This window comes from Synechococcus sp. CC9605 (assembly GCF_000012625.1).
Lineage (GTDB): Bacteria > Cyanobacteriota > Cyanobacteriia > PCC-6307 > Cyanobiaceae > Parasynechococcus.
Genome location: NC_007516.1, coordinates 880,852 through 894,880, shown reverse-complemented (window position 1 = coordinate 894,880; position 14,029 = coordinate 880,852). Strand labels below are relative to the sequence as shown.

Sequence of the window (14,029 nt, the reverse complement as noted above, 5' to 3'; positions counted from 1 at the left end):
TCGTCAGCGGTTTTTGTAGAACTCAAGCTGTTGCGGACAGGCGGCCATCAGATATCCCATCAACTGCCCGGTGATACGGGACTTTTCCTGATCAGTTGGTGCGTTGGGCACATCCTCGTAACGCATCGACGTGTCGCGCTCAAACATGGTTTTGAGCTCAGGATCCGGCAACGCGTAAAAGGCATCCACACCCATTTCACAGATTTTCTCGGCCGTCCATCGGGCAATGGTGCTCTGCTGTTGTTTGTCGGTGGCCTGATCCGCTGATGCTGCCACCGCATGGGCGGTGACGATCAACGGCACCAACCAGCGGTGGATCACCGTCACAGACCGCCCATGAGTACAGCCAGCAGAGCCTGCTGCGCATGCAAGCGGTTTTCCGCCTGATCAAAGATGCGGCTCGCACTGCCCTCCATCACCTCGGCACTGATCTCCTCACCGCGGTGGGCCGGCAGGCAGTGCAAAACGATCGCATCGGCAGCCGCCTGCTCCATCAGGACATGATCCACACAGAATCCAGCAAAGGCCTGCTCCCGCTGCGCTTGTTCGGCCTCCTGGCCCATGGAGGCCCAAACATCGGTGTAGACGGCCTGGGCACCCGCCACCGCCTCACGAGGATCGCTCATCACCTCAATCGAGGCACCATGCTGTGCCAGGGATTGGGCCTGCTCAAGCACCCCCGGCAACGGCTCAAAGCCCTCTGGGCAGCCGATCTGCACATTTACCCCCAGCAACGCACCGCAGAGCATCAGGGAGTGGGCCACGTTGTTGCCGTCGCCCACATAGGCCAGGGTCTGGCCAGGAAGCGCGCCATGGGCTTCCCGCATGGTTAGGAAGTCCGCCAGGGCCTGACAGGGATGCTCCAGATCGGTGAGGGCATTGATCACCGGCACCGAGGCCCAGTGGGCGTAGTCCACCAGTTCCTGTTGAGCGAAGGTGCGAATCGCCAGCACATCGCAGTAACGGCTGAGAACCCGGGCCGTGTCTTCCAATGGCTCGCCGCGGCCGAGCTGGGTGACGGAAGGATTGAGATCCACCGTCTGGCCGCCGAGGCGGGCCATGGCCACCTGAAAACTCACACGTGTTCTGGTGGAGGCCTTGCTGAAGATCAGACCCAGCACACGGTTGCCGAGATCGATCCGACGATCGCCGCTCTTTAGCTGTTCAGCCAGGTCCAGCAACGCTGCTGTTTCCTCGGCGGAGCAATCCGCTGAGGAAAGGAAGTCACGTCCGCACAGGGGAGAGAGGACAGCAGCAACGCCCGCAGAAGCGGTAGCCATCGCGACGGTTCAAAGGACTGTTATCAGGGATGAGGCCCGCTGCCGTCAAGCGGTCACGCCGGACGGCAGCACACTCGCCTCGAGCATCTGCTTGAGGTCATCCCCTTCGATCACCTCTTTTTCGAGGATCTTCTGGGCGATCGTCTCGAGCAGCGCCATGTTCTCCCGCAGGATCGAGAGGGCGTCGTCGTGGGCCTGGTCCACCAGCCCGCGCACTTCCTTATCAATGGCCTGGGCCGTGGCATCACTCACCGAGCGGCGTGGGTTGTTGCCTCCACCAAGGAAACGGCCACCGCCCTGCTTGTCGTAAGCCAGGGGCCCCAGGGTGTCGCTCATGCCATAGGTGCCTACCATCTGCTCGGCCAAATCGGTGGCTCGCTGCAGGTCGTTGGCAGCACCCGTGGTGATTTTGCCGAAGACGATCTCCTCAGCCGAGCGACCACCCAGAAGCGTGGCAATCTGGCCCTGGAGTTCCTCCTTGGAGTTGAGGAAACGTTCCTCGGTGGGCAGCTGCAGGGTGTAGCCCAGAGCGCTCATGCCGCGGGGCACGATCGAGATCTTGGCCACCTTGCTGCCGCCAGGCATGAGATGGCCCACAATCGCGTGGCCCACTTCGTGGAACGCCACCACCTTCTTTTCGTCGTCCTGCAGGACGCGGCTCTTCTTCTCCAAACCGGCCACAACCCGCTCGATCGCTTCACCGAGGTCCTGCTGCTCAACGCTGGTGCGCTGGGCCCGTGCCGCCAGCAGGGCAGCTTCATTCACCAGGTTGGCGAGATCAGCGCCGGCGAAACCACTGGTGGCCTGGGCAACGCTATCGAGATCAACGCCTGCAGCCAGTTTCACCTTCTTGGCATAGATTTCAAGGATGGTCTTGCGGCCGGAGAGGTCTGGACGGTCCACCAGCACTTGCCGATCGAAGCGGCCTGGACGCAGCAAGGCTGCATCCAGCACCTCGGGCTGGTTGGTCGCTGCCAGAACGATCACCGGCTTGTCCTGGGCGGTGAAACCATCCATCTCAGTGAGCAGCTGGTTGAGGGTCTGCTCCCGTTCGTCGTTGCCGCCGACAACGCCCATGGACCCTGAACGGCTCTTGCCGATGGCGTCGAGTTCGTCGATGAAAATGATGCAGGGCGCTTTTTTCTTGGCTTCCTCGAACAGGTCGCGGACCCGTGCAGCGCCGGCACCAACGAAGAGTTCAACGAACTCCGAACCGGAAATGATGAAGAAGGGCACCTCGGCTTCACCAGCCACGGCTTTGGAAAGAAGGGTCTTGCCGGTGCCGGGAGGTCCGACCAACAGCACACCCTTGGGGATGCGAGCACCGATCTCAGCGTACCGCTCAGGGCGCTTGAGAAAGTCAACGATCTCAGTGAGTTCCTGTTTCGCCTCATCCACACCTGCCACGTCGGCGAAGGTGATCCGCGACTCCTCATCGGGCACGTAGACCTTGGCCTTGCTCTTGGTGAAACTCAAAGCCCCCTGTGCACCACCGCCCATCGAGCGGCGGGCGAAGAACTGCAGCACCAAGATGAAGATCAGGGGCGGCACCACCCAACTAAGGATGGTTGTGAAGATGTTCGGCTTCTTCGGAGGAGCTGCCGCGAATTCAACGCCCTTGTTCTCGAGGCGTTGGGGCAGATCCATGTCGAAGATCGGCGTGGTGGCCAGCACTGGAGGCGTGCCCTCCTCGGGTTCACTCAGCTCGTAGCGAATCTGGTCTTGCGTGATGAAGGCCCGCTTCACCGCACCGTCATTCACCTGATCAATGAACAGGGAGTAAGGCACCCGCGGCACCTGCTGCATGCCATTGCTGGGGAGGAAGCTGCTGGCCAGGAGCAGCACCCCAAAACCAATCAGCACCAGGTTGATGATCCCGAAGCGACGGTTCGGCTGGTTGTCGTCCTGGCGGATCGGCATGGATGGCCTGAGAGTCCCGACACGCTACGAGGGATCTCTGGCAATCAACTGGTGTAAGAACCGAACGGCGCCTAGCTTCTGCCCATGTGTGGTCGCTATTGCCTCGAAACGCCTCGCGCGGACTTGCAGCAGCTGCTGCGCAGCTGGTTGCGGCCTGACGACAGCGACTGGCTGGAGCATTACGCCCCCCGCGCGCTGATCCGCCCCCATGAACCGGTGCTGGCGGTGCGGCATGAGCACGGTGAAGACCGTCTCTCTCACATGCTTTGGGGTCTCCTGCCTGGCTGGGTCAAGGACCCGCTGCAGGCGCCGCGACCGATTAACGCCCGCGCCGAAACCATTGCGGAGAAAGCCTCCTTTCGCGGGCCATGGCGTCATCACCGCTGCCTTCTGCCCAGCACAGGCTTTTTTGAAAAGGGGCATTTGATCCAGCGCAAAGACCGGCAGATGTTCTGGCTGGCCGGTCTCTGGGACCGCTGGATCGGCCCCGATGGCAGTGAAGTGGAAACCTGCTGCGTGATCACGACGCAGCCCAACAGCCTTGTAGCGCCGTTGCACGACCGAATGCCGGTGATCATTCCCGAGGGGTTGGAGAGCGTCTGGCTTGAACCGGGTGATGGGGCCCACCGACGCGCCCTCAAGCCGATGCTTACCCCATCACCAGCGGAGCCATGGGACTGCCGAGCACGCAAGCCAGCCACCCCCACAAACAGTCACCAACAGCTCTCCTTGCTCGATTGAGCAAGGCTTGACAGCCGCAGCTCACTGCCGAACCTGGGTGCAGAGACAGTGGCCAAAGTGCTGGTGGGACTGGTTCAGCGGCTCCTGCAGCGTGATGACACCCAGCTGAAGCTGCTGCTGCTCTGCACTGTGATCGCCACCGTGGGCTTCGCCTTCCCCCGCTTGGTCTGGGCGACCTACATCGGCTACAGCCTTGTTGCCTTGCTGCTCACGCAGGTGATGGTGGGGAGCAGCAACGCTCCGAACTGGAGTGATGCGCTGTATCGGGGTCTGGGGTTAATGGCAGTGGTGACCATGTGGCTCTGGCTGCTCACGCCCCTGGAGCTGATCTACAGCGGCATGCCGCTGGCCATGAGCTGGAGCGTGCTGGTGGGCTGGAGCGTGATCCGCCTGGTGACACGCTTCGCCAGCACCAAGCGCGTCACCGAGGCGCTGCTGATGGGTGCGACTGCGGGATATCTGCACATCGGACTCGCCGCTGGCCTGGTGATGAGTGCGCTGGAAACCATCCAGCCGGGCAGCTTTCAACCCCTGGAGATGGCCAACGTCGGCGATTCGAGCGTTCTGGCCAGCGCTCGCCTTTTTTCGGCAATCAACTACTACGCCTTCGTCTGCCTCACCACCGTGGGCTTCGGGGACATCAGCCCTATGCTTCCCTTCTCACGGATGGTGAGTGTGGCTACCAGCGTCGCCGGACCGCTCTACCTCGCTGCCGTGATGGGGGTGCTGATCGGCCGCTTCGCTAGCAGCCTTGATCGTCAGAGCCGGGAACGCTGAGCTCAGCTGCCGTTGCGCCAACGCAGCAACCAGTCGTTGCCCACGGGCTCGCTCTGATGCCACTGCCCCTGCAGCACCTGATCCATGGCGCTGAAGTGCAGATCCCCAAGAGGGGTGCGGGCCGGCATGCCCCCCATCAGCTTCGGAGCCACCACTGCCGCGATCTCCTGCACGCAGCCCTGGCGAATCACCGCGGCCGCCAGCTCAGGCCCGCATTCCCAAAGCACCTGGTTGCACCCGCGTTGCGCCAGGGCCTCCATCAACTGCTCCGGTTCACAGGCCGAAAGCACCAGTTCATCAGGACCGGATGGCAAGCGCTGGGGGTCAGCCTCGGGCCCGTGGGCCACGAGGGTCGGCGCCACCGCGGTGTCCCAGAGCTGGGCCTGATCCGGCAGATCCAAACTGCGGCTCAGCACCACCCGCAGCGGTTCCGGTGAACGCCGGCCCCTGCTGGTAAGCAGCGGATCATCGCCGCGCACCGTGCCGCCCCCAACCACTACGGCATCCATGCCGCTGCGCAGCCGATGCACCCAATCGCGGGCAGGTGGGCCGCTGATCCATTGGCTGGCGCCATTGGGCAAAGCGGTGCGGCCATCCAGGCTCATGGCCCACTTCAAGATGCCGAACGGGCGGCCGGTGCGAACACGGTGCAGAAAGGCCCGGTTCTGCTGGCGGGCCTCCTCGCGCAGCACACCACTGATCACCTCCAGCCCCGCCTGCCTCAGCTGGCGGATGCCGCCCCCGTCCACCCGGGGATCGGGATCCTCCAGAGCGATCACAACACGGCCAATGCCTGCCCGCAGCACCGCCTCACTGCAGGGGGGCGTGCGGCCGTGGTGGCAGCAGGGTTCAAGGGTGACCACAAGGGTTCCGCCCTGGGCCGCATCCCCGGCCTGCCGCAACGCACCCACCTCGGCATGGGCGTCTCCAGCCCGCGCATGAAAGCCTTCACCCACAAGGCGGCCTTCGCAATCAAGAACCACGGCCCCCACAAGGGGGTTGGGGCTGGTGTGGCCTTCAGCAAGGGCAGCCAGGGCCAGGGCCCGCCGCATCCAGAGCTCCCACATCAGCTGAGGGGCAGCTCCTGCAGGGAGCGCCATTCACCGACGACGTAGGGAGGGATCGGCAACTCGGTGAAGACACCCGGCAACGCCAAACGCAGCGGTCGGTTGTTGCTGAGATCGTCCAGCAAAGGATCGAGGGCAAATTCAGCCGCTGCGTCACGGCCATCGGAGGCCAGCACCGGATTAGCCAGGGTGATGTCGTCCAGCTGCCATTCGCGCCGGCCCGCCAACACCTGAAGGCTCACCGGATGATCGAGCCGCAGTTTTCCGGGATAGCCCACCACGCGCAGCACCACCGGCTGGCCCGGAGGGCCTTCGCGGTAGACCACCGCCTGCCAGCTGTCGTAATCGAGGTCCCGCAGGCTCTCCAGCGAACGAACCATGGCAACACCGGCCTCGTTCTCGTGCTGATGAATCTGGGCCCAGGCCAGGCCCGGCGTGAGCAGCAGCAGCCCCAGAGCAGCAATCAAACAGCAGAGCAAACGGCGCATGGGGAGGAGATGAGTGAATGAATTCTCACAACAAACCTGCATAGAAGGCGATTCACGCCAACAATCAGCCCATGGAGGTTGCATTCCACTCTGCTCCGTGCCTCAGCAACAGCCTGCAGGCGGTTGGCTTCGAGTGGATGTCGCCCAATTGAGCCGGGGTCGACTCGAAGGGACCTTCCGGCTGGGTGGTTCACGTCAGCTGCCGGTTTTATCCATCCAAACCAATGCTGAAACAGATCCGGCTCAGCCAGGTGCAGCACGCCCTCAGCTCCCAAGAGGTGCAGCACAGCATTGGAGGCAACACCGTGCATGAGATTGCCTTCCATTACGGCTTCCAGAGCCGCAATCACTTCGCCAGGGACTACCGCAGCCAGTTCGGTGAATCCCCCAGCGCCACGCTTCAACGAGCATCCGCTCCAGGGATGAGCATCCAATCGGTCTCCGTGGCCCAGAGCCCCCAGATCGCCATGGCCCTGAGGTAGTGGCAAGCCCGGTAGGTGTTCACCGCGGTGATCGCCTCAGGCGTGCGGAACTGCAGACCGCTGGAATACACCTGCTCGACAACCGCTGAGCAGATCGATTGCGCCGTCTGCTTGTCCCCCATCAAGCGGTAATAACTGGCGATCCCGAAGTTGATCCCCGTCCACACCTCAAGCGGGTGGGTGGCGTTGGGATCCAACGGCGTGCCATCGCGGCGCAGGCCGTTGGCCACACCGAGGGAACCGCCATCGAAAGCCTCGAAGCAGGCCTCCTTCACGGCCTTCAAGGTGCTGAGGCTGTTGGCATCACTCACTACAGGCGGCAGGGCCAAAAGCCGTGCATAGAAATCGCCACAGAGTTGATCGGCCATCACCACCGGCGTGCCGCTCTCGGCATCAATGTCGTAGTACTCGCCGTTCCAGAGCAGCTTGTCGAAGTTGCCCCGGGATTGTTCCAGCCAACCGCTGAATTCCCTTTGCTCAGCGGAGGTGTCCAGCCCGGTGCTGAGCTGAAGCGTCTGAGCAATGGCAAGGGCTGCCTCGAGAGCCGCAATCCAGAGGGCACCGCAGTAGGCACTCACCCCTTTGAGGGGCCAGTCGTCGAAGGTCTGATCCGGAGCACCGCCGTTGTCGGGCAGGCCGTCGTTGTTTACATCGAACGTCTTCAGGTAGCGCAGCGCCTCCACGGCCGCCGGCCAGCAATCGGCGAGGAAACGGATGTCTTCACCACTGGGGGCGAGCTTGAAGGTGCGCCACACCTGCAGCACAAAATCACTGCCGAGGTCCTTCCAGAGGTTGCAGTCCTGATAAGCGGTGTAGTTGGTCGCATCCCAGGGGATCTCGTTGGGAGCCCCCAGGTCGTGGGGGGTGGCTCCTTTCACCTTGCGATCAGCCTCCACCCGGCCCTTGCCCTGGGTGAAGTACCAGCCGATCGGCCGCTGAGTGGCGTCCGCAGCCGGAATCGCCCGGGCAAAGCTGCGCAGCACGGCCTTGTCGAGTTCGGGCCAGAGCTGGAGCAGGGCCAGGGATCCGTAGAGGCGAACATCGAGGCTTTCGTACCAGGCATAGTCGAGGCACTCGAGAACACCGAAGCGGCCGTAGGGATCCTCAGGTGATGCCGCACTCCAGAGACTGCCGCCGCTGCAGAGGTCGTAGAGCTCATTGAACAGAGCCATCCGCAGCGGTTTAGGCAGGTCCTGGCGTTGCAGCACCGGCTGCTGCCAGGCCTCGATCTGCTGGCGCCAACGGCGCCAGTCACGCAGCGCTTCAGCGGCAATGGCAACCGCCTGATTGGCATCCGCAGCGAAGAAGTCGGTGTAGCGGCGCAGCGCCTGGCTGCCGGTGGCAAAGGCCGTCACGGGAAGGTCCCAGCTGATCACCAGCGGGATCTCAATGCTCTGCCCGGGGGCCAACTGACACTGCACCGCAAGCGCAGCACTGAGGGGATCATCCGATCCACTGCGCCGGTCGTTATTGCTTTCAGGGATAGAGCCATCAGCACTGAAGCTGTCCCACAGCTCACGCCCATCACCGCTGGGATTCCAGCGGCTGCAGCGCTGGATCGTCACACCGGGCTGCTCGGCTGTGGCAATGCACCACTGGCCCTCGCCCTCGGCAACGGGATCGGAGACGTTGCCTTCGAGCAACACTCCCTTGAGGGAGCCATCGTCAATACAACAGTTGCGCTGGCCGGCGGTGCTGCCGATGGCCGGGGCGTAGTTGTGCTCCGGGCTGCCGTCATCGCGGAAGTGAACCTCCGCCGAGGCATCGGTGTTGGTGAACCAACCAGTGGTGTTGCGCCAACTCAGCAGCAACGACAAATCCAGAGGTTGGTCGGTGGGATTGCGCAGCGTCCAGACGAACACCACCACAGGGTAGCTGGTGCGCTGGTAATCACCCGGCAGGATCGGGCTGAAGGCCTCACAACGCACCTCTGCGTCGTACACACCCTCATAGCTGGTCCAGCTGAGGGGGTAACGGGCGGCGTAGGTGCCGGTGCTGCGATCCGGCGTGCTGGCCGGGTACCACTCCCAGACCTTCAGCGGCTGGCCAGCCTCCGGCCGCGAAGCATCCTGCTCCGGCTGAACCGCCAGGGCGTGGGCGCGCTTGCCGCGACCATTCCCTTCAAACAGGGCGAACTGGCAATCAGGCAGCACTCCAAACCAGTGCTCACCGCCATCGAGGTGCCAGAGGTTGATGTTGCCGTCGGGCGCCCGCCCGAAGCAGCCAGCGCCGAAGCCCCCCAGCGGCATGCCGTGGTTGGGGCCGTCGTCGAGGTTGCTGGCATAGCGAACCGTGTAGGGCTTGTCCCAGCCCAGGCCGAAGGGTCGGCTCCAGGAGGCCTCCGGTGGCTGCCAGCGCTTGGCTTGCTTGCCGCGACCCAGCAGGGAGTTCAGAGCGTACCAACCGAACGAAGCCATGCAGGGGCCGAGAGTCGCCCCAGATTGCCAGGTTTGACGTGATCAGCCAGCCGTTGCGATCAGCCTGCGGACATCAGCATCAGCCTGCAGACAGTGGTGAGGGATTGTCTTCGGCATCCAGCAGGGCATCCAAGGTGACCGCCGTGCGGACCAAGGCTTGATAGCGATGCAGGCTGCGGCGGTTCTGATCCAGCCAACGGCCTGGGGCCGTCCCCTCCAGATCGGGCTGATCGGGATCGAGCAGGGGAAGATCATCCTGCTTAGTAATCAAGGCTACTACAAGCTCGTGCAAGCGTTGGCGGCGATCATGGGCTGGGGTCATGCCTCCTCCATCAGGTCGTTCAGGCGCTGTTCCGCCGCTAAAGGCAGGGTCACCCGATAAGCGGTGTAGCTGCGGGCCTGGCCAATCCGAGCCTGCAGCGGGGCCTGCGCCGGCTGCCAGCTGGTGAGCCCTAGTTCGTCATAGATTCGCTCACCGCAGCGAAGGGTTGGCGGATTAATTCCTCATAGGACACCTCCACCAACTGCCCCGCAGGAATCCGGTGACAAGACGCTTCAAAGGCCCCAAGCAGCTGGCGATGGGCCGCAACCGTTTCCTCCACCTGAGTGACGGCATCGGGCAGGGGCTGAAGCCCCACCAGTGAACCCAACCGCTGCTTCACCTGAACCAGCGAGCGGATCGAAGCCTGCCGATCACGGCGCAACAGCACAAAGCGCGCCCTGGGGAAGTGGCGCAGCACCAACTCCACCCGGGCGGAATTGGCGCTGTTCTTGATCAGCAGTCCCGTCTTCCCCTGGCCGTCATTGAGCCAGGTGAGCTTGGTGAAGTGCAGCCACTGCTGCTCGAAGGCAACGGAGGAACCCAGAACATTGCGCCGGAAAAACCAGGGATAGGCTAGGGGGAAGGCCATGCCCGCCATGTTGGTGTTGATGGTGAGTCGGGCCAGACCGAGCTCATCCTCCTGGGGGTCGTCCGGCCCCCAGGGGACCGCATCGATCGGCCGCTGCCGCGTCATCCACGATTGGAGTGCCCAGCGAATCCAGGGTTTGAGCAGCAAGGCCACCTGCGGCGCCGTGGTGAGCGAATTGCGCGCCGTCGCCAGCGTGGGGTAACAGGCCAGCAACTGATGCAGATAGGTGGTGCCACTGCGCCAGTGGCCAATCACCACGATCGGGTCGTCCGGCAGTTCAGCCTTTCGCAAGCGGCGAGCCCACAGCCACGACTGCAGCCAAGCCAGGGGCTCCACCAGCAGCCCACTGAGTCCCATCAACAGGCCCACCCTCCAGCAGGAAAGGGCCGGGCGACGGAGCTGCAAGCCTCGAAGCAGCACCGCAGGACGTAGGAAGCCCCCAGCCACCAAGCGATCCACCAGCAGATCACCCCCTGCCATGACCCCACGAACCCTGACACCAGAATGACGGGATGATCGATGTGATCGGCACCGACGCCGGGGCGCCCCCCTCGTTGCCCGCTCCACAGCAGACGTTGCTGCGGGCGGCCGCCGTGATTGCAGCACCGCAGCGGTTGCAAGCTGCCCTGCAGGACTGGCTGGGGGACGCCAAACCTGAGCTGATCAGCAGCGATGACCCGCGGGCTCTGGTGGACAACCTGCAATCGAAAGCTGCTGATCAATCTGTGGTGGTGCTGGCCAGCGGCGATCCGCTCTGGTTCGGCCTGGGGCGCATCCTTTGCGACCGCATCGGCGCAGAGCGGCTGCGGTTTCATCCGGCCCCCACATCGCTGCAGCTGGCCTTCGCCCGCATCGGGCGCCCCTGGCAGGACGCCGACTGGGTGAGCCTGCACGGACGGGACCCCAAAATCCTGACCAGCGCCTTGCAGAAACGACCGACGGCCCTGGCGGTGCTGACGGACCCGAACCAGGGGGGCGCCGGCAGCGTGCAGCAGATGTTGCGCAGCAGCGGCCTGGAGGCCAGCACGGACCTGTGGCTCTGCGAAAAACTTGGCCACCCCGATGAACGGGTTCAGCTGATCGCCCCAAACGCCGCGCTACCAACAGATCTGCATCCGCTGCTGATTGCACTGCTGATCGCCCGCGAACCCGCCGCGCCGGATCCGCATCAGCTGCCGTTGTTCGGGCTCGATGACGGGCTCTACCTTCAGCACAGCGATCACCCCGGACTGATGACCAAGCGGGAGGTGCGCATCCAACTTCTGGCCGAACTCGCCCTGCCGCAGCTGGGCGTGCTCTGGGATCTGGGGGCCGGCACCGGCAGCGTCGGTCTGGAGGCGCTGCGACTGCGGCCTGGCCTGCAACTGCTGGCAGTGGAACGCCGCGCCGGTGGCGCGCAACTGATCCAGCGCAATGCGCAACGGCTCGGTGTCAGCCCCGCAGCGGTGCTGGAGACCGACGCTACAACTGTGCTGAACGGAGGGCTCCCCGATGGCCTCAGCCAGCCCGATCGGGTTCTGCTCGGAGGCGGTGGCGCCCAGCGGGAGCGCCTGCTGCAGAACGTACTGACGCGGCTGCGGCCTGGTGGCGTTGTGGTGATTCCCCTGGCAAGCATCGAGGCGTTGGCCAGCGTTCGGCCGCTACTCGAGAACGCTGGGTTGTTGGTGCGAGTGCAGCAACTGCAGGCCTGGAGGGGACAACCGCTGGGGGATGGCACCCGCCTGGCTCCGATGAACCCCACGTTGATCGTGACGGGAACGAAGCCGGCTTAAGCCGGCTTCACGGCAAAAGCTGGGGCGGGGTGATCCGAACCGGATCCCCGATGCCAATGCCAAGCCGCTGCGCCTCGCCGGCACCGATCTCAATCACCGCTTCAACGAAATCAGCCCGTCCATTGCCATCCGCATCGGCGGCGTAGGAGCGACAGGGCAAGGCAGCACAGGTGGGAACGGCAGGCACCAGATCGAGCACCCGCCCATCGCGCACAAAGATCATGTCCAGAGGCGCAAGGGTGTTGAACATCCAGAAGCGCTGCGGCTGGGGGGTGGCAAAGGGAAACCACATCCCGCGCAAGGGCGGCAGAGCCGGCCTCTGCATCAAGCCCAGCCGCTGCTGCTCGGGGCTGCGGGCCACCTCAAGATCAATGCAACTGTGCTGGGCCACACACCAGCGGGCCCCAATCGGCAGCCACTGCGGGGGCGGTTCAGGGGGCAGAGCATCCATGGCCGCTCAAGCCTTCGGCAACACCTGGCCGAGGCAATACCCCCGGCCGCGCACGGTGTGAAGCAAACGGCGCTCACCACCGGCCTCCAGCTTCTGACGCAGGTAGCGCACATACACCTCAATAATATTGCTGCTGGAACGCTCCCCCTGCCACACCTCCTGAAGCAGCAGTTCACGGCTCAAAACCTGGCCACGCCGCCGCAACAGCACCTGCAACAGCATGAATTCTCTCGCCGTCAACGCCACCACACGTTCTCCCCGCCGCACCGTCCGGTTGGTGGGGTCGACACTGAGGTCATCGATCTGAAGCAGCACCGGTCGCTGCCCCGAGCGCTGTTGAATCGTGCGGTGCAGGCGCAGACGCAGCAACAGATCGCTGGGCCCGATCTCCGAGAGCCAGAAATCATCGGCACCGGTTCCGAGGCAGTCGGCGCGGGCCTCAACGCTGTCGCGTTCCAGATCCAACAGGATCGGCATGGCCCCAAAACGGCTGCGCAGGTCTTGAATCAATGCGGTCTGATCGGCCGCCAGCACAGCAGCCAGAGGGGATTCACCTGGTTCAGCGGCATGGGCCGAGGGCCCGGCACTGAGCCAATCGAGGGTTGCGTAGCCTGATGCGGCCAGACGGGGCGCAAGGGCGACCGCCGAAGAGCCTGCCAACAGCAACAAGGGATCAGCGTTCATTCCCGCTCGGGCTTGGCGATGTGGGGCAGGCCCCAACCCAATTTGTTGCGCAGCACCTGGAAAAACTCATGGTCAGCGAGGCGCACAAAGCGCACGGGGTGATCGCTGCGACGGATCAAGACCCGATCCTCGGGCCAGACATAGCAACCGGCACTGCCGTCCACCACCATCATCAGCCGCTCCGGCGTGGCCGGAAACACCGTGACGGGCTCACGGTCGCTGAACACCAGGGCGCGGGAGGCCAGGGAATGGGGCGCGATCGGGGTGAGTTGCAGCACCGGACAATCCGGCGTAATCACCGGACCACCGGAGCTGAGGGCATAGGCCGTCGAACCCGTCGGCGTGGAAAGGATCACACCATCGGCAGCGATGTCCACCGGGGCGTGGCGGCCAATGGCGATCTCGAAGTGACACATGCTCGTGAGCGGCTCACGGTGCAGGGCCATTTCGTTGAGGGACAGCGCCTCCCAGCGGCGCTGATCGCCCCGCATCACACTCACCACAAGGTTGCTGCGTTCCTCGATCGTCCATTGCTGAGTGAGCACCACATCGAGGGCCCGGTCCAGATCATCGAGATAGGCCTCAGCCAGGAACCCCAGATGGCCGGTGTTGATCGTGAGAATCGGAATCCCCACAGGAGCGGTCTGCCGCGCTGCGGAGAGCACCGTGCCGTCTCCCCCCAAAACGATGGCCAGCACCATCGATTGATCAAAGCCTTTGGGCACACAGGCGCTATAGCCCCGCAGCCGCAGGTGCTGATCGGGGTTGGCAAAGCCCACCATTCCCCCCGAACTGCTGGCCCGCTCCACGGGGTGGCCGGCTGCCTCCAGGCGCTGCTGAATCGTGTCCGCCGTCTGAACCGCCAGAGGCTTGCCGTCATTGACGATCAGTCCAATGCGGGGCACTGACCGCCTCAGGTGCAGAACGGTGCCACTTTATGAGTCTTGACGGGAACGGAATCAGGCTGGGCTGCATTCGACACAGAGCCTCTCAGTAGGCCTTGCGGTGCCTGGGACGATTCGAGCGTTTTTATTTGTCG

The 14,029-nt window shown here is 63.9% G+C and carries 15 protein-coding genes; 4 read left to right on the top strand and 11 right to left on the bottom strand.

The window, feature by feature from the left end:
* Positions 1-3 precede the first annotated feature (3 nt).
* From SYNCC9605_RS04670 to ftsH, 3 genes are read right to left on the bottom strand one after another with little or no spacing between them, the layout of a single operon-like run.
* Positions 4-327, bottom strand: a complete 324-nt coding sequence (locus SYNCC9605_RS04670) for a hypothetical protein (protein ID WP_083757057.1) — start codon at positions 325-327, stop codon at positions 4-6.
* On the bottom strand, positions 324-1,280 hold the full coding sequence (gene argF, locus SYNCC9605_RS04665) for an ornithine carbamoyltransferase (protein ID WP_011363912.1): 957 nt from the start codon (positions 1,278-1,280) through the stop codon (positions 324-326). The genes SYNCC9605_RS04670 and argF overlap by 4 nt, the downstream gene beginning before the upstream one ends.
* A 45-nt stretch (positions 1,281-1,325) precedes the next feature.
* The gene (gene ftsH / locus SYNCC9605_RS04660) at positions 1,326-3,200 is read right to left on the bottom strand and encodes an ATP-dependent zinc metalloprotease FtsH (RefSeq protein ID WP_011363911.1); all 1,875 of its coding nucleotides are present in this window, start codon (positions 3,198-3,200) and stop codon (positions 1,326-1,328) included.
* An 84-nt stretch (positions 3,201-3,284) separates the two neighbouring features.
* Here ftsH and SYNCC9605_RS04655 point away from each other — a divergent pair, with 84 nt between their 5' ends.
* Positions 3,285-3,941 (top strand): SOS response-associated peptidase, encoded by a 657-nt coding sequence (locus SYNCC9605_RS04655; protein ID WP_011363910.1) that lies wholly within the window; start codon positions 3,285-3,287, stop codon positions 3,939-3,941.
* Between the two features lie 48 nt (positions 3,942-3,989).
* Positions 3,990-4,718 (top strand): potassium channel family protein, encoded by a 729-nt coding sequence (locus tag SYNCC9605_RS04650; RefSeq protein ID WP_011363909.1) that lies wholly within the window; start codon positions 3,990-3,992, stop codon positions 4,716-4,718.
* A 2-nt stretch (positions 4,719-4,720) separates the two neighbouring features.
* On the opposite strand, the gene ribD is transcribed toward SYNCC9605_RS04650, so the two are convergent.
* Together ribD and SYNCC9605_RS04640 are read right to left on the bottom strand one after the other, a co-directional pair.
* A complete protein-coding gene (gene ribD / locus SYNCC9605_RS04645) occupies positions 4,721-5,785 on the bottom strand; it encodes a bifunctional diaminohydroxyphosphoribosylaminopyrimidine deaminase/5-amino-6-(5-phosphoribosylamino)uracil reductase RibD (protein WP_041434508.1) in 1,065 nt (354 codons plus the stop codon).
* Positions 5,785-6,273 (bottom strand): DUF3122 domain-containing protein, encoded by a 489-nt coding sequence (locus SYNCC9605_RS04640; protein ID WP_041434507.1) that lies wholly within the window; start codon positions 6,271-6,273, stop codon positions 5,785-5,787. Before SYNCC9605_RS04640 ends, ribD begins: the two co-directional genes overlap by 1 nt.
* Before the next feature lie 224 nt (positions 6,274-6,497).
* On the opposite strand from SYNCC9605_RS04640, the gene SYNCC9605_RS13760 reads away from it, so the two are divergent.
* A complete protein-coding gene (locus SYNCC9605_RS13760; RefSeq protein WP_156782986.1) occupies positions 6,498-6,755 on the top strand; it encodes a helix-turn-helix domain-containing protein in 258 nt (85 codons plus the stop codon).
* Here the strand turns inward: SYNCC9605_RS13760 and SYNCC9605_RS04630 are convergent.
* From SYNCC9605_RS04630 to SYNCC9605_RS04620, 3 genes are all read right to left on the bottom strand, one after another.
* Positions 6,674-9,172 (bottom strand): GH116 family glycosyl hydrolase, encoded by a 2,499-nt coding sequence (locus SYNCC9605_RS04630; protein ID WP_011363906.1) that lies wholly within the window; start codon positions 9,170-9,172, stop codon positions 6,674-6,676. The genes SYNCC9605_RS13760 and SYNCC9605_RS04630 overlap by 82 nt on opposite strands.
* 79 nt (positions 9,173-9,251) lie before the next feature.
* A complete protein-coding gene (locus SYNCC9605_RS04625; RefSeq protein WP_011363905.1) occupies positions 9,252-9,494 on the bottom strand; it encodes a hypothetical protein in 243 nt (80 codons plus the stop codon).
* 130 nt (positions 9,495-9,624) lie between these two features.
* Positions 9,625-10,563 (bottom strand): sulfotransferase family protein, encoded by a 939-nt coding sequence (locus SYNCC9605_RS04620; RefSeq protein WP_011363904.1) that lies wholly within the window; start codon positions 10,561-10,563, stop codon positions 9,625-9,627.
* 32 nt (positions 10,564-10,595) lie between these two features.
* Here SYNCC9605_RS04620 and SYNCC9605_RS04615 point away from each other — a divergent pair, with 32 nt between their 5' ends.
* On the top strand, positions 10,596-11,855 hold the full coding sequence (locus SYNCC9605_RS04615) for a bifunctional cobalt-precorrin-7 (C(5))-methyltransferase/cobalt-precorrin-6B (C(15))-methyltransferase (RefSeq protein ID WP_011363903.1): 1,260 nt from the start codon (positions 10,596-10,598) through the stop codon (positions 11,853-11,855).
* 7 nt (positions 11,856-11,862) lie between these two features.
* Here the strand turns inward: SYNCC9605_RS04615 and SYNCC9605_RS04610 are convergent, their stop codons facing one another.
* From SYNCC9605_RS04610 to SYNCC9605_RS04600, 3 genes are read right to left on the bottom strand one after another with little or no spacing between them, the layout of a single operon-like run.
* Entirely contained in the window at positions 11,863-12,306 is a 444-nt protein-coding gene (locus SYNCC9605_RS04610) for a DUF192 domain-containing protein (protein WP_011363902.1), read from the bottom strand.
* Between the two features lie 6 nt (positions 12,307-12,312).
* Positions 12,313-12,990, bottom strand: a complete 678-nt coding sequence (locus SYNCC9605_RS04605) for a winged helix-turn-helix domain-containing protein (RefSeq protein ID WP_011363901.1) — start codon at positions 12,988-12,990, stop codon at positions 12,313-12,315.
* Positions 12,987-13,895 (bottom strand): NAD(+) kinase, encoded by a 909-nt coding sequence (locus SYNCC9605_RS04600; protein ID WP_011363900.1) that lies wholly within the window; start codon positions 13,893-13,895, stop codon positions 12,987-12,989. Before SYNCC9605_RS04600 ends, SYNCC9605_RS04605 begins: the two co-directional genes overlap by 4 nt.
* Positions 13,896-14,029 lie beyond the last annotated feature (134 nt).

Excerpts from the sequence above, each read along its gene's own strand:
- argF (WP_011363912.1), bottom strand. The coding sequence starts at position 1,280 with ATGGCTACCGCTTCTGCGGGCGTTGCTGCTGTCCTCTCTCCCCTGTGC.
- SYNCC9605_RS04615 (WP_011363903.1), top strand. The coding sequence starts at position 10,596 with ATGATCGATGTGATCGGCACCGACGCCGGGGCGCCCCCCTCGTTGCCC.
- SYNCC9605_RS04640 (WP_041434507.1), bottom strand. The coding sequence starts at position 6,273 with ATGCGCCGTTTGCTCTGCTGTTTGATTGCTGCTCTGGGGCTGCTGCTG.
- SYNCC9605_RS04620 (WP_011363904.1), bottom strand. The coding sequence starts at position 10,563 with ATGGCAGGGGGTGATCTGCTGGTGGATCGCTTGGTGGCTGGGGGCTTC.
- SYNCC9605_RS04605 (WP_011363901.1), bottom strand. The coding sequence starts at position 12,990 with ATGAACGCTGATCCCTTGTTGCTGTTGGCAGGCTCTTCGGCGGTCGCC.
- ftsH (WP_011363911.1), bottom strand. The coding sequence starts at position 3,200 with ATGCCGATCCGCCAGGACGACAACCAGCCGAACCGTCGCTTCGGGATC.
- SYNCC9605_RS04625 (WP_011363905.1), bottom strand. The coding sequence starts at position 9,494 with ATGACCCCAGCCCATGATCGCCGCCAACGCTTGCACGAGCTTGTAGTA.
- SYNCC9605_RS04630 (WP_011363906.1), bottom strand. The coding sequence starts at position 9,172 with ATGGCTTCGTTCGGTTGGTACGCTCTGAACTCCCTGCTGGGTCGCGGC.
- ribD (WP_041434508.1), bottom strand. The coding sequence starts at position 5,785 with ATGTGGGAGCTCTGGATGCGGCGGGCCCTGGCCCTGGCTGCCCTTGCT.
- SYNCC9605_RS04610 (WP_011363902.1), bottom strand. The coding sequence starts at position 12,306 with ATGGATGCTCTGCCCCCTGAACCGCCCCCGCAGTGGCTGCCGATTGGG.
- SYNCC9605_RS04655 (WP_011363910.1), top strand. The coding sequence starts at position 3,285 with ATGTGTGGTCGCTATTGCCTCGAAACGCCTCGCGCGGACTTGCAGCAG.
- SYNCC9605_RS13760 (WP_156782986.1), top strand. The coding sequence starts at position 6,498 with ATGCTGAAACAGATCCGGCTCAGCCAGGTGCAGCACGCCCTCAGCTCC.